At 34.9% G+C, this 21,680-nt stretch carries 17 protein-coding genes; 2 read left to right on the top strand and 15 right to left on the bottom strand.

Annotated features, from left to right (window positions below):
• Nucleotides 1-203: 203 nt before the first annotated feature.
• Nucleotides 204-1,106: a mechanosensitive ion channel family protein gene (locus tag BR77_RS00855; protein ID WP_015076803.1), complete on the top strand. Its 903-nt coding sequence runs from the start codon at nt 204-206 to the stop codon at nt 1,104-1,106.
• Between the two features lie 42 nt (nt 1,107-1,148).
• On the opposite strand, the gene BR77_RS00850 is transcribed toward BR77_RS00855, so the two are convergent.
• The 9 genes from BR77_RS00850 to racE all read right to left on the bottom strand — a co-directional run bounded on the left by BR77_RS00850 (nt 1,149) and on the right by racE (nt 13,654).
• On the bottom strand, nt 1,149-2,174 hold the full coding sequence (locus BR77_RS00850; RefSeq protein ID WP_051926651.1) for a DUF2087 domain-containing protein: 1,026 nt from the start codon (nt 2,172-2,174) through the stop codon (nt 1,149-1,151).
• A gap of 156 nt (nt 2,175-2,330) precedes the next feature.
• On the bottom strand, nt 2,331-3,467 hold the full coding sequence (locus BR77_RS00845) for an N-acetyldiaminopimelate deacetylase (RefSeq protein WP_015076805.1): 1,137 nt from the start codon (nt 3,465-3,467) through the stop codon (nt 2,331-2,333).
• A 328-nt stretch (nt 3,468-3,795) separates the two neighbouring features.
• Nucleotides 3,796-4,497: a 2,3,4,5-tetrahydropyridine-2,6-dicarboxylate N-acetyltransferase gene (gene dapD, locus BR77_RS00835; RefSeq protein ID WP_010049690.1), complete on the bottom strand. Its 702-nt coding sequence runs from the start codon at nt 4,495-4,497 to the stop codon at nt 3,796-3,798.
• A gap of 79 nt (nt 4,498-4,576) precedes the next feature.
• Nucleotides 4,577-5,077: a cyclic-di-AMP-binding protein CbpB gene (gene cbpB / locus BR77_RS00830; RefSeq protein WP_010049689.1), complete on the bottom strand. Its 501-nt coding sequence runs from the start codon at nt 5,075-5,077 to the stop codon at nt 4,577-4,579.
• Between the two features lie 98 nt (nt 5,078-5,175).
• Nucleotides 5,176-5,754: a hypothetical protein gene (locus tag BR77_RS19360; protein ID WP_015076806.1), complete on the bottom strand. Its 579-nt coding sequence runs from the start codon at nt 5,752-5,754 to the stop codon at nt 5,176-5,178.
• Between the two features lie 228 nt (nt 5,755-5,982).
• Nucleotides 5,983-10,701: an endo-beta-N-acetylglucosaminidase gene (locus BR77_RS00820; protein WP_035063730.1), complete on the bottom strand. Its 4,719-nt coding sequence runs from the start codon at nt 10,699-10,701 to the stop codon at nt 5,983-5,985.
• A gap of 228 nt (nt 10,702-10,929) precedes the next feature.
• The gene (locus tag BR77_RS00815; protein WP_015076810.1) at nt 10,930-11,445 is read right to left on the bottom strand and encodes a metallophosphoesterase; all 516 of its coding nucleotides are present in this window, start codon (nt 11,443-11,445) and stop codon (nt 10,930-10,932) included.
• 15 nt (nt 11,446-11,460) lie between these two features.
• Complete coding sequence (gene rph, locus BR77_RS00810; RefSeq protein WP_016356507.1) at nt 11,461-12,819, bottom strand: ribonuclease PH; 1,359 nt, start codon at nt 12,817-12,819, stop codon at nt 11,461-11,463.
• A gap of 22 nt (nt 12,820-12,841) precedes the next feature.
• Nucleotides 12,842-13,654, bottom strand: coding sequence for a glutamate racemase (gene racE / locus BR77_RS00805; protein ID WP_010049681.1), 813 nt, complete (start codon nt 13,652-13,654; stop codon nt 12,842-12,844).
• Nucleotides 13,655-13,866: 212 nt separating this feature from the next.
• Between racE and BR77_RS18525 the strand changes: the two genes are divergently transcribed.
• A complete protein-coding gene (locus BR77_RS18525) occupies nt 13,867-14,928 on the top strand; it encodes a YslB family protein (RefSeq protein WP_016356508.1) in 1,062 nt (353 codons plus the stop codon).
• A 52-nt stretch (nt 14,929-14,980) separates the two neighbouring features.
• Here BR77_RS18525 and BR77_RS00795 read toward each other — a convergent pair whose 3' ends face one another.
• The 6 genes from BR77_RS00795 to dltA form a co-directional block, all read right to left on the bottom strand.
• Nucleotides 14,981-16,240 (bottom strand): ABC transporter permease, encoded by a 1,260-nt coding sequence (locus BR77_RS00795; protein WP_015076814.1) that lies wholly within the window; start codon nt 16,238-16,240, stop codon nt 14,981-14,983.
• Nucleotides 16,233-17,132, bottom strand: coding sequence for an ABC transporter ATP-binding protein (locus BR77_RS00790; RefSeq protein ID WP_010054047.1), 900 nt, complete (start codon nt 17,130-17,132; stop codon nt 16,233-16,235). The genes BR77_RS00795 and BR77_RS00790 overlap by 8 nt, the downstream gene beginning before the upstream one ends.
• A 284-nt stretch (nt 17,133-17,416) precedes the next feature.
• Nucleotides 17,417-18,688 carry a D-alanyl-lipoteichoic acid biosynthesis protein DltD gene (gene dltD, locus BR77_RS00785; protein ID WP_010054046.1) on the bottom strand — a complete coding sequence of 424 codons (1,272 nt, stop codon included), beginning with the start codon at nt 18,686-18,688 and terminating at the stop codon, nt 17,417-17,419.
• Entirely contained in the window at nt 18,688-18,921 is a 234-nt protein-coding gene (gene dltC, locus BR77_RS00780; RefSeq protein WP_010054045.1) for a D-alanine--poly(phosphoribitol) ligase subunit DltC, read from the bottom strand. Before dltC ends, dltD begins: the two co-directional genes overlap by 1 nt.
• A gap of 55 nt (nt 18,922-18,976) precedes the next feature.
• Complete coding sequence (gene dltB / locus BR77_RS00775) at nt 18,977-20,158, bottom strand: D-alanyl-lipoteichoic acid biosynthesis protein DltB (protein WP_010054043.1); 1,182 nt, start codon at nt 20,156-20,158, stop codon at nt 18,977-18,979.
• Complete coding sequence (gene dltA / locus BR77_RS00770; protein WP_015076816.1) at nt 20,155-21,678, bottom strand: D-alanine--poly(phosphoribitol) ligase subunit DltA; 1,524 nt, start codon at nt 21,676-21,678, stop codon at nt 20,155-20,157. Before dltA ends, dltB begins: the two co-directional genes overlap by 4 nt.
• Between the last annotated feature and the right edge of the window lie 2 nt (nt 21,679-21,680).

Genomic DNA, 21,680 nt, shown 5'->3' with positions numbered 1-21,680 from the left:
CAGTTTAGATTCCCTTTTGAGACCATTTATTTTCAACCAAATGCCCATAAATAGAAAAATAAACTTACTGCTACTCTACCATATTAGAATAACATTAAATGAAATTTTCTTCAAATTATTTGAAACGACTTTCATAATTTTTTTTGCATTTTCCTTAATATTTGTTAGAATAAGAAGAAGATTCTATTTAAAGGAGTTTTGATATGGATAGTAGTAGCACCGTCGATAGTTCTGTCACAAGTGAAGTCGCTCAAAAAGTAGAGAAAAGTACGAATTTTTTGCTTAATTATTGGGATAATATTAAATGGGGCGATATTATTGCCATTTTTATTACTAAAGGAATTCAGTTGCTTATTTTAGCAATTTTGTTTTTAATTTTAAATAAAATTGGCCGAGTTTTCATTGAAAAAAGTTTTAATAATTATAAACTAAAAAAACAAGTATCTGAAAGTAGAATGGATACTCTCTCTAGTTTATCTTTAAATGTTTTTTATTATATAATGTTTTTCTTCTTTCTCTATGGTTTATTATCCATTTTAGGAGTTCCAGTGGCAACGCTATTGGCCGGAGCTGGGGTTGTCGGAATCGCAGTTGGTTTAGGAGCCCAAGGTTTTATCAGTGATATAGTAACAGGTTTCTTTATTATTTTAGAAAAGCAGTTAGATGTTGGGGATTATGTACGATTAGACCCGATTGAAGGTACTGTTATTGCTGTTGGTTTACGCACAACACAAATAAAAAGTGTCAATGGTACGCTTAATTTTATTCCAAATCGTAATATTACCATTGTTAGTAATCTTTCAAGAGGAAATATGCGCGCATTAATTGATATTAGAATGGTTCCTAATGCAGATATTAATTTAGTGACTGAAGTCATTGAAAAAGTAAATAATGAGCTAGTTCCAGAACATTCAGAAATTGTTCAAGGACCTACTTTGTTAGGTTTAACTGATTTAGGAAATGGGCAATTAGCTTTTCGGGTGGTCATTTTCACCTTAAATGGAGATCAATACCATGTTCAAAATGAATTTCTGAAACATTATGTACAAGCTTTAACTGAAGCTGGTGTTGAAATTCCAGCTTCTCCTCTTAATATTTTAAAATAGTCATCATAAAAAACGGATTTCTAAATGAAATCCGTTTTTTATCTACTCTTTTTTAGTTACATATCCTGTTTCATCATATGGTTGCTCTTTTTCTAACCATGTTTCTAACTTTTGTTCCAATATTTTTTTCATCGGTTTTTTTTCTAATTCTTTTTCAGTTACAACTTCTAAAACTTTAAATTCAAAAACTTCTTCGCCAAAGGCTGTCCATTCTTCTTGTAACTGCTTATTGATATAACTTTTATTTTTAAGTGAAAATTTCAAACCGTTTAAGCTTTTTAAATTGGGAGTGGAAGCAATTAGACGTTTGCCGTTCTTAGTATTTTTTATTTGATAAATACCACCTTCATTTTTGACCTCTTTGGCTTGCATTTTTAATTCTTTTTTATAATCCATCTGATGCTTTTCTCCTTCTATCTTTTCATACCAAGTTCCTGCCAAATCACGTTGTAAAAAATTCATATCAATTAAACGTCTTCTAAGCAATGCGTGATCTTCTGGATAAATTTTTGATAAAACTTGATTGATTTCTTTTTCTGAATATTTTTTTCCAACTTGAAAATGTAGACTTATTTTTTCTAAAATAACGAATTCTACTTTTTTCCCCTTTGGATAACGAATAAGCTGACCATTATGCGTGAAATAATCTTGTTCCTTTGTAAATTTTGTCGGATTTTTTTGTTGTTCATCATCTTTTAAAAATGCCATAATCCGAAGAAAATTTTGAGCTTGTCTTTCTTTTTTTCGCAGATTGAAGCGATGATTACGTAAAGTTGAAAGGCTGGCAATTCCAAGCTCCTTTTGGATATCGCTATCTTTCTTACCTTGATAAAACAACGAAATGAGCTCAACTTGTTGTTGAGACAAACCATGCTCTTCTTTGCCTTTTGCTAAAAGTGCCATTAAAACAGAATGATGTTCTGTTTTAATATGGTGCTCCATAAAACGCCATGCTTCAAAAAATTTATTTTCATCTTCAATCGGATAAACTTGACCTTTTTCCGTTGTAAATCGACAAAATTCACACTGATAAATCCCATTCTCTTCGTTATAACCTAAATCTTTCATTCCAATCTCCTCTCCTATTTTTCATTTTTACTATACGTCAGAAAAATCAAATAGTCAAACTTTTAATAGACATTTCTAAACTAATCTATGTATACATAGACAAAATATAAAAAAGAACATTTCCCGATTATTAATCAGAAAATGTTCTTTTTAAGATTAGACTTGATTTAATTTTGCCGCTAAAAAGGCTCCGACTTGTTCAATTGCAAATGGAATTGCCGCTTCATTAGGATTCATTTTTGCATGATGCAATTCGAAAGGACTATTAACACCTAACCAAAACATTGTACCAGGTATCTTATCCAGTAAATAACCAAAATCTTCACCAATCATTGCAGTTGGAGAAAGTATAAAATCAACTGCTGGATTATTTTTCATAAAGGCTATAAATTCATTAGTTTCTTTTTCTGCGTTGACAACTGGTAAATAGCCACCTTGTTGTAAAATCAATTCAATTTCACATTGATAAGACTGTTCAATGCCAACTTTAATTTGCCTCACGCGTTCCATCATCAATTGACTCATCTCAGTCGTTAACGTTCGGATAGTACCGCTCAAGTTCGCTTCACCACTAATAATATTTTCAGCCGTTCCGGCATTAAACGTACCAATCGTAATCACGCCACCTTCTACAGGGTTAACACTCCGACTTACAATCGTTTGTAATTGAGTAACAAACTGACTAGCAGCTACAATCATATCATTTGATTTATGAGGATATGCGGCATGACCACTTTTCCCTTTAAATTTCGCTCTGATTGTACAAGTACCAGCAAATAAAGTTCCAGAACGCGAACCAATTGTACCGACTGGTAAATCTGGCTGAACATGTAACGCATAGATTTCATCTGGCATCCATTCATCTAATAATCCATGATCATACACTAATTTTCCACCTGATTCATTTTCTTCAGCCGGTTGAAAAAGCACAACAAAATTATCTTTACCTGGCTGATGACTAAACTTAGTTAATAGACCTAGTGCAATGGCCATATGCATATCATGTCCACAAGCGTGCATTTTACCTTCATGAATTGATTGAAAAGATAGGCCTGTTTCCTCAGTCACCGGCAAACCGTCAATATCGGTACGCCAACCAATCGTTTTAGCGCCTTCCGTTCCTTTAACTCGAACAACAATTGCGGTATTCCATGTTTTTATTTCAAGATGCTCTTGTGGCAAATCCATAATTTTTTTCATTAAATACTCATGGGTTTTATATTCCTCTAAACCAATCTCAGGAATTAAGTGCAACTCCCGACGAATTTTCACAAAAGGATTTTCATTTAACATTTACTTCACTCCTAAATAAAAAGTTTGTTGAGCTGCTTAACTCCGACAAAAAGATAGGAAAATACACACAAAGTATCTTTTTACTTTGAGGGGATTTTGTCTTCTTTTCGAGGAGTTGGCTCATAAGAACTGGCCGAATAAAAAGTTTGTTGAGCTGCTTAACTCCGACAAAAAGATAGGAAAATACACACAAAGTATCTTTTTTACTTTGAGGGGATTTTGTCTTCTTTTCGAGGAGTTGGCTCATAAGAACTAGTCCGTATTTTTCAAAAAGAGGCTGGGACAAAAGTCCATAGCCTCTTTCTTTTTATTTTCTATTGTTTCATTCTTAAAGTTTGCGTAATTCTTCAATTAAGCCTGTTTTACTTTTAGTTTTTTCATCGATATCTTTAATCTTTTTAGCGGGAACTCCAGCTACAACAGTATACGGCGCAACATCATTAACAACAATTGATCCTGCTGCAACAACGGCACCCTTACCAACACGAATTCCTTCTAATATAACAGCATTTGCACCAATTAAAACATCATCTTCAATGACAACAGGTTGTGCACTTGCTGGTTCAACAACACCTGCCAAGACAGCCCCTGCTCCAACATGACAATTTTTCCCTACAGTTGCACGACCGCCTAAAACAGCACCCATATCAATCATCGTATTATCACCAACAATCGCACCGATATTAATAAGAGCACCCATCATAATAACAGCTTGGTTGCCAATTTCTACTCGATCACGAATAATAGCACCAGGCTCAATACGAGCATTTAACGGTTTAGTATCAACCAATGGTACAGCTGAATTACGACGATCATTTTCAACAACATAATCTATAATTTGAGCAGCATTTTCTTTTAAAAACGGTTCAACATCTTTCCAATCACCGAATAAAACACCTGATTTACAATTTGTAAAATTTTGAATAGTTTCAGGAAAAGTAACTTCCTTTAAACTTCCTTTAATATAAACCTTTACAGGTGTCTTTTTTTCACTTTCAGCAATAAATTTAATAATTTCATTTGCATCCATCTATTAACCACTCCTTCTAATCTAATTTTCATTATTCCTCTAACAGTATATCAAACTTTATGGAAGGTTTCATCCCATTTTAACGAATTGCAGATTTATTTGAAGCCTTTTTTTCAGCTTTCCTTACAACTTCGAATTCATTTTCAAATTCATGAGCAATACGATTAGTAGCTTTTAAAATTTCACGACGTGTCACAATTCCTGTAAAACTGCCATCTTCACTCGCAACACATAAAAAAGCATTATCCACAAGCAAATGTAAAACATCCTCTAAATCATAGGGATTACGAACAATTGGAAATTCGGTTTGCATAACTTCATGAACACAAATATCACTTAGTTTATCAAAATCTATTTCTTCAAGCCCCATGATTGCATCAATAACCATCGGCATTGAAATTAAGCCTTTAATTTTGTATTCATTATCAAGCACTGGTATGACGGAATATCTAATTTTGGTTAAAACTAATAGCGCATGATCTAAATGATTATTCACTTGTACATGAGCAACCATTTCTGCGGGAATTAAAAATCCCTCTTTATTCTCAAGTAGCATCTCGCCAATTTCTTTACCTATCATGTCTGACTGTTCCTCCTTATATAAAAAGCTCGTTGAGTTTGTCTACCCTCGGCAGAAAAATAGGGGAATTTGATGTGGCGCTTTTTGCCACCTCGAAATTACATCTTTTTTCCGAGAGGCTGACTCATAAGAGCTAGCCTGATAAAAAGCTCGTTGAGCCGGTTAGGCCTGGCAAGAAAATAGGAAAAATTGATATGGCGCTTTTTGCCATCTCGAATTTTTATCTTTTTCTCGAAGGACTGGCTCATAAGAGCTAGCCTGATAAAAAGCTCGTTGAGCCGGTTAGGCCTGGCAAGAAAATAGGAAAAATTGATATGGCGCTTTTTGCCATCTCGAATTTTTATCTTTTTCTCGAAGGACTGGCTCATAAGAGCTAGCCTGATAAAAAGCTCGTTGAGCCGGTTAGGCCTGGCAAGAAAATAAGAAAAATTGATATGGCGCTTTTTGCCATCTCGAATTTTTATCTTTTTCTCGAAGGACTGGCTCATGAAAGCTAGCCTGATAAAAAGCTCGTTAAGCCGGTTAACTCCGGCAAGAAAATAGGAAAAATTGATATGGCGTTTTCTACCATTTCGAATTTTTATCTTTTTCTCGATGAGCAGGCCCATTAAAAAGCTTGTTAATCTCGCTCGCATTGAATGAAAAATAGAGAAATTTAATGTGGCGTTCTTTTCCACCTCGAAATAACCTCTTTACTCCAAGGAGCTCATTGGTTCAGTAATTCTACCACTTCTCTATTTTACGTTATCTTTTAGAAAAAAAGTAGTTAAATATACTAAAAATTTCATTTTAATAAAAGTTTAATGATTTTTATTGGCTTTAACTATGTAACGATCATTTATAATAAATATAAAGCAGTGCAATCAAGTTCTATTGTCTTAATTACACTGCTTTCATTAAAAAAATTAAACGACTCTTTTCCAAATTTTACTCGTTAATATGAAAAAGCTAACGAACAAACTAACAATTCCCACTGCTCCACGATTAATTTGATTCGCTTCACCTGTTTGAGGAAATTCAGACTTTCCTTGATTTCCCGTAGATACTACTTGTTCTTTTGGATTTGTTCCCTTTGGAATTAATGTTTCTTTTTCTGGTTTAGTAGCTGGAACTTCGGCTGGAACTTCTTCTTTTAACACCAATTCATTGATAGCATTGGTTAGATTGGTTTTTGCAGCCACCAAATTTTCGATTGTAGCAACTGGATCAGCTACCACTCCTTCGACTTGATTTACTACTTGTACTAATTTTTGACTAGATAATTCATTATATTTTCCACTGGAAATGGCCTCTTTAGCTTTTGTTAGTAGCTCAGTAATTTGAATTTTTAAAGCGTTTCTATCTACTGATTCTTGTGTCACTAATTGATCAATTGCTGTTGCTAGATTTAAATGTGCTCCTTCTATTTCAGCTAAAGTTGCTGGCTTACGTAAAAATAATAATCCAGTAGCCTCTTCCATCGCTTTCGTTAAAACACTATAGCTGTCCGTAGTATAGTCGCTAGCAACTATCGCTTTCGCTGTTTCCAACAACTTTGTTAGTTTTTCACGTGCTTCGGTTAGTGTTGCTTCTTCAAGTGAAATAAGTTGATTAACACTGTTTTCCAAATTTCCTAACGTTTCTTCTAATTCTTCTAAAGTAACCATTGGATTTTCTATTACTTGTTTAGCTAACTTAATTTGCTCAGTAACTTTCGCAAAAGAATCTGACGTGTAATTCAACTCATTTAAGGCTTCTAATGCCTGTACATAATCAATTAACTTTTGCAGTGCAACTTCTTTCGCTTCTTCTTTAACTGTTTTCAAGTTGTTCATTGCCTGAATTAATGTCACATTACTTAATTCAATATCTTGCAATTTACCATTTGGTTGCTCTAAAATAACCTCTGCTGATTCAAGGGCTTCCTTTACTTTTTGATAAGTTGCAACTGTATATTCTTTTTCATTTAATGCTTTAGCAATTTTTTGATTGGCTTGCAACTCCTCGATGGCTTTTTCAAGGATTGCTGATTCACTTGGAACTAACTCAGCTAATGATTGGGATATTTTTTCCTTATCTGCTTGAATCATCTCTACAGTTAACTCATTTTTTTGCAAATTCTCTTTGGCTATTTTTATGTTTTCAAACAAGATAGCCAAACTTTCTGGAGTATAATTATCGGTATTTAACAGCTCGATAGATTGTAAAAATTCTTCTAATTCTTGGCGGGTTTTCGCTAGTTTATCTGCTTCAAGAGTAACTAAACTATTCATTGTTTTGGTTAGCTGAAACTTAGCTATTTCCAGCATTGATAATGAAGCTACTTCATTATTAGCTAACTCTTCTGCTGTTTGGATACTTTTAGTTAACTCTTGATAACTTTCAGCCGTGTAGTCTTCTGGTTGAATTTTCTTAGCTTCGACAATCAAATTTAACAATTCATTTCGAGTTTGTTCAAGCTGATCTGTCTTTAAAACTAAGTTGATTTTTGCTTCTTGTAGTTGCTTAATTTGTACAACTAATGCGTCGATTGTAGTATCAGATTGTATAAGCAATAGCTCTGCTTTTTCAATTTCACTCGTAAATCGTTCAAAGCTAGCTTCAGTATAAAGAGTTCCCTCTATTTTTTTCGCTGCATTGATTTCATTTTCTAAAGTTAAGCGAGCGGAGTCTTTGACTGTTACTAAGGAATCAAAAGCTCCTTTTAGTTGTTGTTTAGTTGTTTCAATCTCATCTAAGTTAGGAGCTTCCTTATCTAACACATCTTTAACTGCTAGACGCGCCGCTACTAAATTAGCAAAGCTATCTGCCGTATAGTCTGCCTCATTAACATTGGTTTGATAGTAAAGCGAGCGTAATTCGCTCAAAGCTGCTTGATTTTTGCCAACTTCGATACCTGTTTTATCATATCCTAAAATTTCAAAATCATAGATTCGAGCCACTTTACCAGTTTGCTCCGCTTTATTTAATTTCAATTTCACATAACGCGCTTCTGTTAAGGGAATTGAATCTTCGGTTATGCCTTTAGTATTTTTGTCTTGATGAACGACTTGAGTCCAATTTTTATTATCATGGCTTACCAATATTTCGTAATCTCTTGTATTCCATTCTGCATTTTCACCGCCGGCTTCTGCATGAAAAAGTTTAAAACTGGTTAGCGAAACTTCTCGTCCTAAATCGACGCTCATCCATGGCTGATCATTCGCATTATCACACCACTTCGTTAATAAGTCACCATCTAAGGCTTGCATAGGCGTTTCATTTTGATTTGTATAACCAGATGAGTCGGTATCTACAGCACTTAGAGATAAGTTTACCAATGGTTCAGTAAATGTCTCATCGTAAACCGTAATATAATTTTCTTTGATTGCTTCATTGGCTCCTGCTTGGTTACTTGCAGTTAGACGAACCGTATAAGTTCCTGCCTTCGAAAAACTAGTTTTCACTGTTTCTCCCTCAGCATTTTCAGGTGTCCCACCTTCAATTAACCATTCTAATTTCTCCGCTGATAGAGCTGAGTGACTCGTTAACGTAATTTCTTCGCCTACTTTAATAAATGATTTACTGGCAGAAAAATTAGCTAACGGTGCCTGTAATTCAGGAAAATTAAATTCAATCTCACCCGCTTGTTCACTATATTCATTTTGTTGATTATCAACTGGAACAATTTGATAGCGTAAGATATTATCAGCTGGACGTTTTTGACCACTAACATAATACGATTGATTGCCACTCGTGCCTTCATAATGTCTTGCGCCAGCTTGATCCACCCTGTAGATTCTATAGTTAGTTGTATTTTCAGCTGCTGATTCCCAGTTTAAGCGTAAATTAGCAAAAAGATCCTCTTCAATGCTTTGCCCTGAAATCGTAACATTTTTAACTGGGCTAACCAATGAAGTTTTATTTTCAGCAATAGCGATTTGTCCAAGCGCTATTTTGGTAGATGGATTCGCTGTCGTTCCTTTTACTTTTACAGAAATCGTATCCACTGTTTTATTTTGATAAGCATCCAGCGCAACTTCAACTTTTTTCCAGTCTCCAACGGTTGTTGTTTCTCCAACTAATGACACCATTTCCTCTGGTTTATCTTTAAAACCTAAAACCAATTCTAATTCCGCTTCTCCTTGATAAAGAATCGTTCCACTTTCTTTCCCAGTCAATGCCAATTCGCTCTTATACAGTTTAACTGTTGAAGTGCCACCTACTGTTGTAGATCCTGTTAAAGCAATTGATGAGCCGCCATTATAAGCTGTACTATAATCAACTGAGGGCATTAATTGATTGCCTTCATTTGCAACAATCCAGCGATAAGTTGGCATAATATCTTGCAAACTCCGATTATTAAATGTTCCCTCTTTGACTAATTCACCATTTTGATAAACATTATCTCCATTTCCGACATTAAAATTCGTAACAAAAGGTAAACTTGTAACTGGGGATTTTTCAACAAAATAACGAGAAATACCTTGCCATTCATTAGCACCTAAAGTTGTATCTCGCGGATCTCCAGCTGCATTTACCCAAAATTTTTCTTCGTTTTGCCAATATTTTGTTACATCATAATTGGCACCATCACGCAGTGTCCAATCTGGGCAATATAATCCCAGTGATACGATAGGTTTGCCATTTTCAACAATCGCACTCGGCTTAGGTCTAGAATTAAAACCTTGTGCTTGAACATCGATTCCCGCAAACAAATCATAAGGCGAACGATTCAAATCCTTGGCAGCTTCAGCTGACTTAGAAATTTTGCTCAATGTGTTTTTCCAATTAAAATCTAAAAACATTGTATCTGAAACGCGTGTATCGCCTGTTTGAAAGTAAGCTGAATTTTTATCATTTAATGCTCCTTGCCATGAAATAGACCCGTTTTCTAACATCGAGTCGTACCACATGATATCCATTTCGGCTTTTTTATGCTCTTGTAAATAAAGGAGTAATTCTTTCATAGATTTTGCTGTTGCTGGATCTGTTTGAGTTTCTTGATTAATAAACCAACCATCAAAACCATAATAATCAGCTAATTCTAATAATTTGTCTGCTACAATAAAACGACCATTTTCATCTTTTTCAACAAATTGTTGCACCCATTCTGACTTTCCACCATAAGCTGCCGGTGGAAAAAAGACCGTTCCTAAAACTGGAACTCCATTGCGATGAGCAGAGTCAATAACATCCCCACTTGGTGGAACGATAATGCCTTCACCTGCGGACCCCGCCCAAGCAACCATCGTGTCAATATATTGCCAATAGCTAAAGTTATAAACGGCTTTATCTGAACTTCCTTGTGAGGGTGTTCCACTGGTGTTTCGATTTGTAATAGCCAATGAAACTACCTTTGCTTCCGTACTTTGATCTTGATTTGTTTTCGATCCTTGCACCCGTTTTGCTAAAGGTACATTTGATCTATTGTGACTAGCATTAGCATCTGTCTCCGGTGACCACTTCAATAGCTCTTTTGGGAAAAAATGTGAAGCATATGGTGCTTCTTTTATTTCAGGAATACTCGTGCTTGCTACCTCAGTAGGGCTCTCTTGTGAAGTTCCAACAGCTGTCACAGATTCTTCTAAAGGTAGTATAATAGCTAAAGAACATAAAGCGCTTACAGTTATAAGTGAACGTAAAATTGATTTTTTAATAGACAAAATGCAACTCTCCTTTTTATGTTAATTTTCAACTTAATGCAACACGGTCTCCTTTCATTTTATTCCTTACCTTATTTAGCATAACAAACGTAAAGGGTTTTCTATATAAACATTTTATAGTTTTTTAAGGACATACCATAGTTTTTTAGATTGTATTTGTTTTTCTGCACAAAAAAAATACGAATTTCTAAAACAAGTTTCTTAGCTTGTTTTAGAAATTCGTATGGTTTAACGGTTAAATTTAAAATTAAGTCCGCCAACAGGTTTATGGGTTGGGTCATAATAGGTAACATCAATTTCTTCTGGAGTTGTCTCAACAATCGCATACGTTTTGATACTCGCATATTGCCCTCTAGGTAAGCGAATACTCCCTGGATTTAAAAACAAAATACCATCGACATATTCTACAGCTAGTTCGTGGGTGTGCCCAAAGAAAGCAAAATTAGCTCCAACTTCCTTAGCTGTATACAATAAGGTGTTCATTGTAAATTTGACATCATGTAAATGTCCATGAACTTGTAAAATTGTTTCGGATCCAACTTTTGTTACTCTCGTATCGGGATATGCTGAATCATAATCACAATTTCCTCGAACGGTAAGCATTGTATCCCAAACTGAATCTGTTGCTTCTAATTCTGAATCACCACAATGAAAAAATCTATCTACTTTACCTTCATAAGTGTTAATTAAATCAACCAATACATCACGATCTCCATGATTGTCACTGACAACTAAAACTTTCATTTATTTCACCTCGTTTTATTCTTTTGTTTCAATCCAAGTATCCCAAACTTTTTTTAAATTCTGTAAAGCTATCGCCCGATGGCTTAGTTTATTTTTTTCATCACTCGTAAGCTCTGCCATTGTTTTTTCTTTTTCTGGCAAATAGAACAATGGATCATAACCAAATCCGTTTTCCCCACGAGGTATAGCGATAATTAAGCCCGCTACTTCGCCAGATACAACCAGACTTTCTTTACCAGGCATCGCTAATGCCAGTGTGCAATGAAATTGTGCTGTCTTATCTTCTGGTTTTGTTGAACTCAGTTCATGAAGTAACTTTGCATTGTTTGCTGCATCACTTTTAGGTTCACCAGCAAACCGTGCGGAATACACTCCCGGTTGCCCATCAAGTGCGTCTACTTTCAACCCAGAATCATCTGCTAAAACAAGCATATTTAGTTTCTTCGCAATTGTTTCAGCTTTCAACAAGGCATTTTCAGCAAACGTTGTTCCAGTTTCTTCAACTTCAGGAATTTCAGGGTAGTCTAATAATGTTTTGACTTGCCAGCCTTTTTTGGCAAATAAGGCTTCAAATTCCCGTGCTTTTCCAGGATTATTCGTTGCAACTAAAATTTCATTGGTTGGAATTTCTGCATGTCGCTTTACTGGTGAAGCAGTATCCTTGATCACACTATTTTGAAGTTCAATCAAAGTGGCAATTCCATTTTTCCCTAATGCTAGCATCTGGTTTAGTTCTTCAGCCGAAAAAGTCGCTTCTTCCCCTGTTCCTTGAATTTCAACAAACCGTCCAGAAGCTGTCATAACTAGATTCATATCAACTAAAGCCGAGCTATCTTCTGGATAGTTCAAATCTAAAACAGCCTCACCTGATGGAAGTATTCCAACACTAATTGCCGCCAAATTTTCTTTAATTGGGTCTTGTGTTAATTCACCTGAGTCTAGCAAGGTTTGAATCGCTAATTTTAGTGCCACGAATGCACCAGTAATACTAGCCGTTCTTGTGCCACCATCAGCTTGGATAACATCACAATCAACTGTAATCGAACGCTCACCTAATACTTCTAAATCAACAACAGAGCGTAATGAGCGAGCAATGAGACGTTGAATTTCCATTGTTCTCCCTTTAACCTTGCCTTTGGCCGATTCACGAATAGATCTAGACTCCGTAGCTCGAGGCAACATGCTATACTCAGCATTTACCCAACCACGACCTTCACCACGCATAAAAGGCGGTACTCTGGTTTCAAGAGTTGCATTACAAATTACCTTGGTGTCCCCTACTGAAATTAAAACGGACCCTTCTGGATGTTTTAAATAATTGGTTTCAATTGTTACTTTACGACCTTCGTCATACTCTCTTCCATCACTGCGCATTTCATTGACTCCTCTTTTCGTTTTAGTCATTGCCAAGTTTGATTTGTTCGACTTGCATATCAGGTAAATTAAGCCATTCTGAACCGATTTCTTTGAACATCTGTGCCGAACCTGTCGTATAAAAATGACGTTCTGAAACTAGCTTACTTTTACTATCTTCCGCAATTGCAAAATAGTCTAAAATTGTACTAACTTCACTAACCGTCTCTGCTCCAGAATCAATCAATGTGACTTTAGAACCCATCACGTTTTGAATAATTGGACGTAGTAGAGGGTAATGGGTACACCCTAAAATCAAAGTATCTACTCCCTGTTTCTGCATAGGTTTTAACGTTTCTGCCACAACTTTTTTGGCAATGGCACTATTGTATTTATGACTTTCAACAATAGGAACAAACTTTGGACAAGCTAAACTAGATACTTGTGCCAAACGATCCTTCGAGCGAATCATTTGACGATACATATCACTCTTGACTGTCCCTGCTGTTCCAATTACCCCAATTGCATTCGTATTCGTCGCTTTAATAGCTGCTCGACTTCCTGGTAAAATCACTCCAATAACAGGAATTGCCAATTTCTTTTTAATATCTTCTAGTGCTGCTGCAGTTGCTGTATTGCAGGCAATCACTAGCATTTTTATATCTTTATCTAATAAAAAATGAGTCATTTCCCACGTAAATTGACGAACCTGTGCTTCTGGTCTCGGACCATATGGACAACGTGCGGTATCCCCAACATAATAAATAGATTCATTTGGTAGTTGACGCATCGCTTCTTTAACAACTGTTAGACCGCCTACTCCAGAATCAATAAAGCCGATTGCTTGTTTTTCCATAAACTACCCTCATTTTTTAAATTCATTTAATGATCACTAATTTGATACTAGTTCTATTTTCGCTTTTTTTCAACCAAAATTCAAGTCCTAGGTCAATCTTTTACATTTTTCTTACTAAATTGTCTTTAGATTTTATTAAGGAAATTAAAAAAGATAGGCTTCCTAAGCGTTTCACGTTATAATAGAAAAGAAGACAAAATGAGGTGACTTGAATGAAAAATGAAGAACAAGCAAAACCAATTGATTTAGAAAACTTAACAGGCTCTATCTCCATGTTTGGGTATGAGTTAATTCGTGATAGTCTCATACCTAATCTACTAGGGAAAGAAACGAACGAAATTTTATACTGGGCTGGAAAAGAATTAGCTCGTCAATATCCAGTTGCAAATTATTCTGATTTAGTACTATTTTATAAAAAAGCCTGTTTTGGTGATTTAGTTTTAATTAAAGAAAAAAAACACCAAAAATTATTTACCTTGACTGGACCCACTGTCACTAAAAGGATGGAACAACACAACCCTAATTTTAGTTTAGAAGCTGGATTCCTAGCAGAACAGATGCAAATGTTGCAAGAATTGTATGCTGAAGCTTTATCAGAAATCAATCTTCGAACAAAAACTGTTACGATCACGTTGCAATGGGATGCTAAAGAACCTGTCTCAATTGATCAACCTTTAGAAACAGTCGTTTTAAGCGAGGACTATTTATCTGATGAAGAATTAGAAGCTGAGTATCAAGAACTCGATTTATCTAAAAAAATCATCGATGAACCAGAATTTTCTGAAGATGAACCTGAAGAAATCGCTAGTTTTCCTGATTTCCAAGAATTTAACAAAACTCAGGAATTAGATAATGAAGAAATAAATTATCCTGAACTTGAGGTTAAAGAGGCTGATTTAGAAGAAAATTCACTTCCTGAGGAAACAGAAGAATTGCCTTTGGAAGAAAAAGAACTTGATGACGAAGAAGAAGACATCATTGTGATTGAATCGATTCCACCATTTATTGAAGTAGAACCTGCTATTTTTGATGATTTAACGGAGACTCTTGCTGATGAAACATTTTCAGATTTAGAACACTCTGATTCTGTTATTGTTGAACCAACAATTCCAACTGAACATTTAACAGCTGAAGAAGCCTTGCATGAATTCGATGCACTAAGCCAAGTATTTAGTGATATCAATAATGAAGCGGCTCCGATTGAAGAAGAAGAGTTATCCATTTTCGACTCGCTTCCATCTCGTTCTTCTCGTCACAATAAAAAGAAAAAATAATAAAAAATCTTACTTCAGCTAAATCTAGCTTGAAGTAAGATTTTTATTTAGTTTATTTTTTAGTTCGTTCATTTCGCATAATCACCCAAGAATTTTTCATGGTTTTAAATAAACCTGTATCTGAGTAGACTAATACGTTTGAGCGGTACATCATCAATGACAGATAGGTTACAACGCCAGTAAAGACAAAAGTAATCAAAATTGATGTCAGGACACCGCCTGAACTAACTGTATCATTTGCAATTCTAAATGGCATTATAAAAGGAGTAAATAGGGGCACATATGAGCCGATTTTAACTAACGGCGCATTGGGTGAACTCATTCCATAAATTCCAGCAAAAAAACCAATCATAATGACAAAAGTTAATGGTGTTACAGCTTTACTAGCTTCTTCTACTTTGGATACTAACGAACCTAAGAAGGCTGAAAGAACAGAATACAATAGCATTCCTAAAATAAAGAAAATCAATGAGTAACTAATTAACCCTTTTAGAATTTCAACCAAATCAATACCGTTCATTAAATTCTGAACAAAATCAAGTGACTTACCAAATCGATAAGCAATGGTACCCATCACAATATAGGCAACGATTTGAGTTAAACAAACTAATAAAATTCCAACTAATTTTCCAAAGAAATGTTCTGTAGCAGAAACGCTAGATAAAATAATTTCCATAATACGGGTGCCTTTTTCTGAAGCAATTTCTTGTGCAATAATGGCTGAGTAGTAAATCATCAACATATAGATCACAAAACTAACAAAGTAAGCACCAAATACTTTAATCATTGTATCCGTATCATTATTTGTTTGTTGTTTATCTCCATCAAACTTAATTGTTTTCACTTTGATATCCGCAGGTTGTGTTAAAGAGCCTACTTCTTCTTGACTCAAACCTAAATTGGAGGCAATTTGATTCGTTTGAAGAGCTGTTAATGTTTGTAGCATCAGTGTCGTATCTACATCAGCACTTGTGGGAGTCTTAATAAACTCGCCTGTAATCGCCGATTTAGACTCATTGATGACTAAATACCCAGCAATATCATCTTTTTTCAACGCTTTTTCTGCATCTGCTGTTGTTGTGATTTTCGCGTTTACTTTATAAGACTTCTTGTCTGTTTTTAGCAATTGGACAATCTCTTGATTATCAGATACAATCGCAATTTTTGGTACTTCAGAACTTGAATTAACAAAGAAAGCTACTATTCCAATAACTGCTATAATAATAACTGGCGATAAGACCATTGACAGAAACGCCCCTGATTTTACATTTTTCTTATAGACTTCACCGACGATAATCCAAAATTTATTCATGTAAGTCACCTGCTTTCATTTTGAAAATTTCTTCTAATGTTGGTGGCATTTGACTAAAAGTTGGGATATAGCCGTCTTTTGTCACAATATTAAAAATTTCTTGCCCATAAGCAGGATCTGTTAAATGCAGCACAGATAACCCTTCTGTCGTCGTTGAAACTTCACTTACACCTGGTAACGCTAACAGCTCATTCTGATTTAATTTTGAATCAATAAAGATTTTCGTCCGGCCAAATTGCTCCCGGATATCTTTCACTTTTCCATTTAGAACCATTTCTCCATTTCGAAGCATGACTAAATGATCACAAATTTCCTCAACATTCTCCATTTGGTGACTAGAGAATATAACGCAAGAACCTTTTTCACGTAACTCAATAATGCCTTTTTGTAATAAATCTGCATTGACTGGATCTAAGCCACTAAAGGGTTCATCTAAAATAACTAGTTTAGGTTCATGGATTAATGTGCAAATTAATTGAACTTTTTGTTGATTTCCCTTAGATAAAGATTTTACTTTATCTGTTTTTTTGCCTTTTACTTGAAATTTTTCCATCCAACCATCAATAAGAGGCTTGATTTCTTTTTTACTTTTTCCACGTAAGCGCGCAAAATAATAAATTTGATCTTCAATGGATACCTTTGGATAAAGACCACGTTCCTCAGGTAAATACCCAATAATATCATAATCTGTTTTCTTTAATGGATGACCATTCCACAATACTTCTCCCGAATCTTGTGTTAAGAATTTCAGAATCAATCTAAATGTTGTCGTTTTTCCGGCTCCATTTTGACCAATCATTCCTAAAATTTCTCCATCTTTAATTGTGAATGATAAATCATCCACTGCGGTCAAATTTCCAAATGTTTTCTTTAGATGTTTGACTTCCAACATTGTTCTTCTCCCCCATTCAACAAACTTATTCATTGGTACTCCTTAAAGCATAAGCTTGATTCAAAAAGAAATCAATATAAATTTTAATTTCTTCGTTTTAAAATAACGATTCATATAAATAAAATAGTGTTCCTATGTCTGACTTAATTCAATAAAATCAGCTTTTCAGTTGACTAAAAAAAACTTCCGATAACAGACACTTAAATCACTTTATTTTATCATATCTTCTTGTTCCAAGGCAAAAAAATCCCACTAGTTCAACATGCTAGCGGGATTTTTTTAGTTTATTTAGTTGGAATATCTTTAGCTGGTAAATCCTGCCATTCCTTAGATAGAAAATAATTATTTAAGGTAATCTTGGATTTATCAGGTTTCTCTGCTGATAAAAAGGGGTCTAATTGCTTATCTAAGGCAACCCAACCACGCCATCCAATATGAATCGTATCCTGCATAAAGTAGTCCTCAGATCCGTCACCAGATAGGTCTATTACTTGAAAACCTTGACTAGTTAACTGATGGGTAATTTTTTTCGAGAAGTTATTCAACATTTCTTGTGAAAGTCCTGTATATTCTAGCCATTTTTGATTCACTGGAGGAATCACAAAACGCACATTCATATTGTTCGCTTCCATTTTATCTAAAACAACTTGAAAATCTGAAAATTCTTTTGAGAATTCATAATCAAATGTTTTCTGTGAGCCAGCTAATTCTCCTTCGATTGGTTGAATTCGAGTCTTGTAAAATCCATTTTTGATTTGGTAAGGATTATTTGTACTTGATTTCTTCCCAACTTCATAAGCTTTTTGATCTAGCTGCTCATTGTCATAGGTATTAGGTAAATTCTTAAGCTGATTTTGCACCTTTTTGGCATTTTTGCCAGATACATAAGCGCCAAATAGTTTATCTTCATTACGTAATACTTGTCGTTTCAACTTGGCATAACCTTTTTGTCCTTTAGTGATTGACTCGCCTTTTTCAATTTTATGGAGCATCTTTTCCATATTTTGATCAGAACAAACTGCTTTATACTCTAAAAAACGTTCTGCTGCATAGCGTCTTTGCGGACTATCCACTTCATCGGATAAAATAAATTCATATGTTTGAAGTGGTGAAAAATGGGAATCAAACATCATACTTGGCGCTCCACCTTTGACAAACCATTGTGGAGAAATAATAAAAACAGCTTTTTTATTGGTTAGACTTTCGCCCATCCCTTCCATAGCTAGAAAGTGTGTCAATGATTGTGAACCCGCGTTTCCGATTAAATAAGGTGTGTAGTTACGATCATATTTTTCGGCTAAAACAGAAGGATGAAAAGCATCAAAACGCGAAAGCTCAGATGAGCCAAAAAATGGAATCATCCGTTTTTCTTCCATCGCTGCTTGATAAACTTTTTCACCTTTCATAATATTCGTACTAATTGCTGTTGCTGAATTGTTAATTTGTTTTTGGCCGGTTGGTAAAATGGTAACTGGTAAAAATAAAAGCCCTAGTAGCACGACCACTGCTACAACAAGCGGTCCAACGGCCATAAAGAGTTTGCGTTTCATGGTCATTACATGTTCTCTAACTGTTGTAAAATCAAATTAGGTGTAGCCCACTCTGTACGGTCAAATTCAGAAACAGGTACGGATATTCCCATAGTTGATTCAATTTCAATTAAAAGCTGAACCGTTCCTAATGAATCTAATAATCCTTCATCAAATAAAGCTACATCCATATTTTCACGCGCTTCATCGCTACCTGTTAAATCTTCTAAAATATCTAATAATGCTGCTTTCTTATCCATGTTTCATTCCTTCTTTCATTTTCTAAGTGATTTATTTATTAACTTGATTTCTCTTTTAATGAAGCATTTTAGCAAAAATACCTGAGAAAATCAAAAAGCTAAAACAAACTGTGTTAAAGGTAATAAAAATAGCCAGGGCCTTGGTTGCCCAATTACTTGGTAAATTCTTATGTTTTTTCTTATAGCGCAACCAAGCATCATTGATACACATTGCTACGCCATGAAATAAACCATAAGCGATATAAAACCAAGTTAATCCATGCCAAATTCCCATTAAGAGAAAGAGAGTCATGTACCCAATATTTGAAACTGTAATACGACTTTTAAAGACTTTTTTCTTCATTAAAGTAAAGACCATGCGCATAAAAACGTAATCTCTAAACCAGAATGAAAGACTCATATGCCATCTATTCCAAAATTCTTTTAAGTTTGGACTTGAAAAAGGCTTATTAAAGTTAACTGGTGTTTGAATCCCCATCAGGTAGCTAGTCCCGACTGCGAATAAACTGTAGCCGGCAAAGTCAAAAAATAAATATAAGCTATAGCTATACATATACATTAAGAGACTAATTGAAAAACCTCCCACATCTAAAGCTAATCTTTCAGTATAGGGAACGGCAAAAGTTCCAATGTAATGAGCAATGATAAATTTGTATAATGAACCTAACATAATCATCCAAATACCTTTGCTAATTAAGGCAATGTACTCTTCTTTTACAGGAGGTTGTTTAAAATCTTTCTCAAAGCGACGGTAACGATCAATTGGTCCCGATGAAATTGTTGGGAAAAATAGTAAGAATTGTAAAAACATTTTTGGATCAAATTCTTTAATCAGACCGTCGCGGATTTCCATTACCATTTGAACAGCTTTGAATGTTAAATAAGAAATACCTAAAAAGCCAATAATTGACACATGTCCTGAAGTAAATGGGACAATTTTAACGATAGCTAATGGCGCAATGGCTAAAAGTACTGCACCAACAAATATATTGGTAGCATTCTTTTTTTGGCGATAATTAAAATAGCTATAAACAAGCGCCCATTGCCAGATCAAGTAGATAATAATAGATATCCCTTGATGCCAACTTTTTCCACCAAAAGTCAGAAAGAGCATGATTAGTGTGACAATATTTTGATAGACTAAGTAACGTTTGCCACGCAATAATCCAATAATAATTGGCAGTAACAAAGCACCTATTATAATAAAGTAAGACGGAGCATCATATGGTTGAATCATTTGTTCACCTCATTCATTAGACCCTTACGATCCACCTTGCCATTACTTGTTAGAGGCAATTGATCTACATAGATCCATTTGTTTGGCATCATATAGTCCATAATTAACGGAGCTAGTTCTTTTTTGATTGCATTTGTCAATTGATACTCTTTTTCAAATTCATGAGGCTCTGCCACCACATAGGCAACTAAGCTATGCGCCTTATGCTCTTTTAATTTTGGTACAACCGTCGCAGCTTTAACGTAGGAAACTTGTTCAATATTGTGATCAATGTCTTCTAGTTCAATCCGATAGCCATGTAATTTAATTTGAAAATCAAGACGACCTTGATAAAATAATAAGTCTCCTTCGTATTTACCAGTATCCCCAGTCAAATATGCTCCTACACCATCAATTTCATAAAATGCGGCATTTGTTTTTTCAGGGTTATTCAGATACCCTTTCGAAACACTCGGACCGGTTATAACCATTTCCCCAACCTGACCCGGTGGGACCTCTTTTAAGTTTTCATCCACTAAAATAATTTTTGTGTCTGACTTTACGCGTCCAATTGGTAAACGAGAATATTTGCTAAGTGTCTCTGGTTTGATTTGCACTTGTGTGACTGCAACTGTCGCTTCTGTTGGTCCATAGGTATTAAAAATTTGCGCATTAGGGAAGCGTTGCATTAAAAGCGTCGCCGTACTATTGGTTAATTCTTCACCACAGAACAAGAAAGTTGTCAGACCAGGATATTCTTCACTAGAAAAGTTCTTATCTAATAAGCAAATATCAATAAATGAAGGAGTCGAAACCCAAACATTTACTTTTAGTGTTGGTAAAACTTCAAATAACTGTTTGAAATTATTGGTAATTTCTTTTTCTAAAGGCACTAGAGTTCCTCCTGATAACAAAGCTGGATACAGATCCATTACCGATAAATCAAAAGAATAAGGAGCTTGTGCTAAAAAACGTTGTCCTTTTATTAAATCAAAATCTGACAACATCCACTCACTAAAGCTCAACAAATTATCATGACTGATTTGCACGCCTTTTGGAGCTCCAGTTGTTCCAGAAGTAAAGATAATATAAAAATTATCTGATCCTTTAACGGCTATGTTTGCATCAAGATCTTTCTGCGTTGGAGTTTGTCTAATGCCCTCTAGTTCTTCAGCTGTTATTTCTTTAGTCATTTCACTTAGTTGATGCGGTAATTCAGATAAAGTTACAACTACCTCAGGTTCAGCAATAGCTATAATTTGCTCTAAACGTTCAGAAGGAGTGTGGCTATCAACAGGAATATAGGCATGTCCTGCCTTGATAGCGCCAATAAAAGTAGCCACCATTTCAAATTCTAACCCTCCAAAAACTAAAATTGGACTTTTTGGAGTTAGATTAATTGATTGAAAGTAGACTGCAATCCGATCCGACTGCTCTTTTAAATCTAAATAAGTATATGTCTTTCCTGCTTTTTCATAACAGATCGCTGTTGGATCTGCTATCGCTAGGTCATTTAAGCGTTGAATAATTGTTTGTTTCATAT

Origin of the sequence: Carnobacterium maltaromaticum DSM 20342 (assembly GCF_000744945.1) — a bacterium.
In the GTDB taxonomy this organism is placed as follows: Bacteria; Bacillota; Bacilli; order Lactobacillales; family Carnobacteriaceae; genus Carnobacterium; species Carnobacterium maltaromaticum.
The sequence above is the reverse complement of the archived record's forward strand: the minus strand, read 5'-3'. Positions and strand labels throughout refer to the sequence as shown.

Excerpts from the sequence above, each read along its gene's own strand:
- BR77_RS00855 (WP_015076803.1), top strand. The coding sequence starts at position 204 with ATGGATAGTAGTAGCACCGTCGATAGTTCTGTCACAAGTGAAGTCGCT.
- BR77_RS00850 (WP_051926651.1), bottom strand. The coding sequence starts at position 2,174 with ATGAAAGATTTAGGTTATAACGAAGAGAATGGGATTTATCAGTGTGAA.
- BR77_RS00845 (WP_015076805.1), bottom strand. The coding sequence starts at position 3,467 with ATGTTAAATGAAAATCCTTTTGTGAAAATTCGTCGGGAGTTGCACTTA.
- dapD (WP_010049690.1), bottom strand. The coding sequence starts at position 4,497 with ATGGATGCAAATGAAATTATTAAATTTATTGCTGAAAGTGAAAAAAAG.
- cbpB (WP_010049689.1), bottom strand. The coding sequence starts at position 5,077 with ATGATAGGTAAAGAAATTGGCGAGATGCTACTTGAGAATAAAGAGGGA.
- BR77_RS00815 (WP_015076810.1), bottom strand. The coding sequence starts at position 11,445 with ATGAAAGTTTTAGTTGTCAGTGACAATCATGGAGATCGTGATGTATTG.
- rph (WP_016356507.1), bottom strand. The coding sequence starts at position 12,819 with ATGCGCAGTGATGGAAGAGAGTATGACGAAGGTCGTAAAGTAACAATT.
- racE (WP_010049681.1), bottom strand. The coding sequence starts at position 13,654 with ATGGAAAAACAAGCAATCGGCTTTATTGATTCTGGAGTAGGCGGTCTA.
- BR77_RS18525 (WP_016356508.1), top strand. The coding sequence starts at position 13,867 with ATGAAAAATGAAGAACAAGCAAAACCAATTGATTTAGAAAACTTAACA.
- BR77_RS00795 (WP_015076814.1), bottom strand. The coding sequence starts at position 16,240 with ATGAATAAATTTTGGATTATCGTCGGTGAAGTCTATAAGAAAAATGTA.
- BR77_RS00790 (WP_010054047.1), bottom strand. The coding sequence starts at position 17,132 with ATGTTGGAAGTCAAACATCTAAAGAAAACATTTGGAAATTTGACCGCA.
- dltD (WP_010054046.1), bottom strand. The coding sequence starts at position 18,688 with ATGACCATGAAACGCAAACTCTTTATGGCCGTTGGACCGCTTGTTGTA.
- dltC (WP_010054045.1), bottom strand. The coding sequence starts at position 18,921 with ATGGATAAGAAAGCAGCATTATTAGATATTTTAGAAGATTTAACAGGT.
- dltB (WP_010054043.1), bottom strand. The coding sequence starts at position 20,158 with ATGATTCAACCATATGATGCTCCGTCTTACTTTATTATAATAGGTGCT.
- dltA (WP_015076816.1), bottom strand. The coding sequence starts at position 21,678 with ATGAAACAAACAATTATTCAACGCTTAAATGACCTAGCGATAGCAGAT.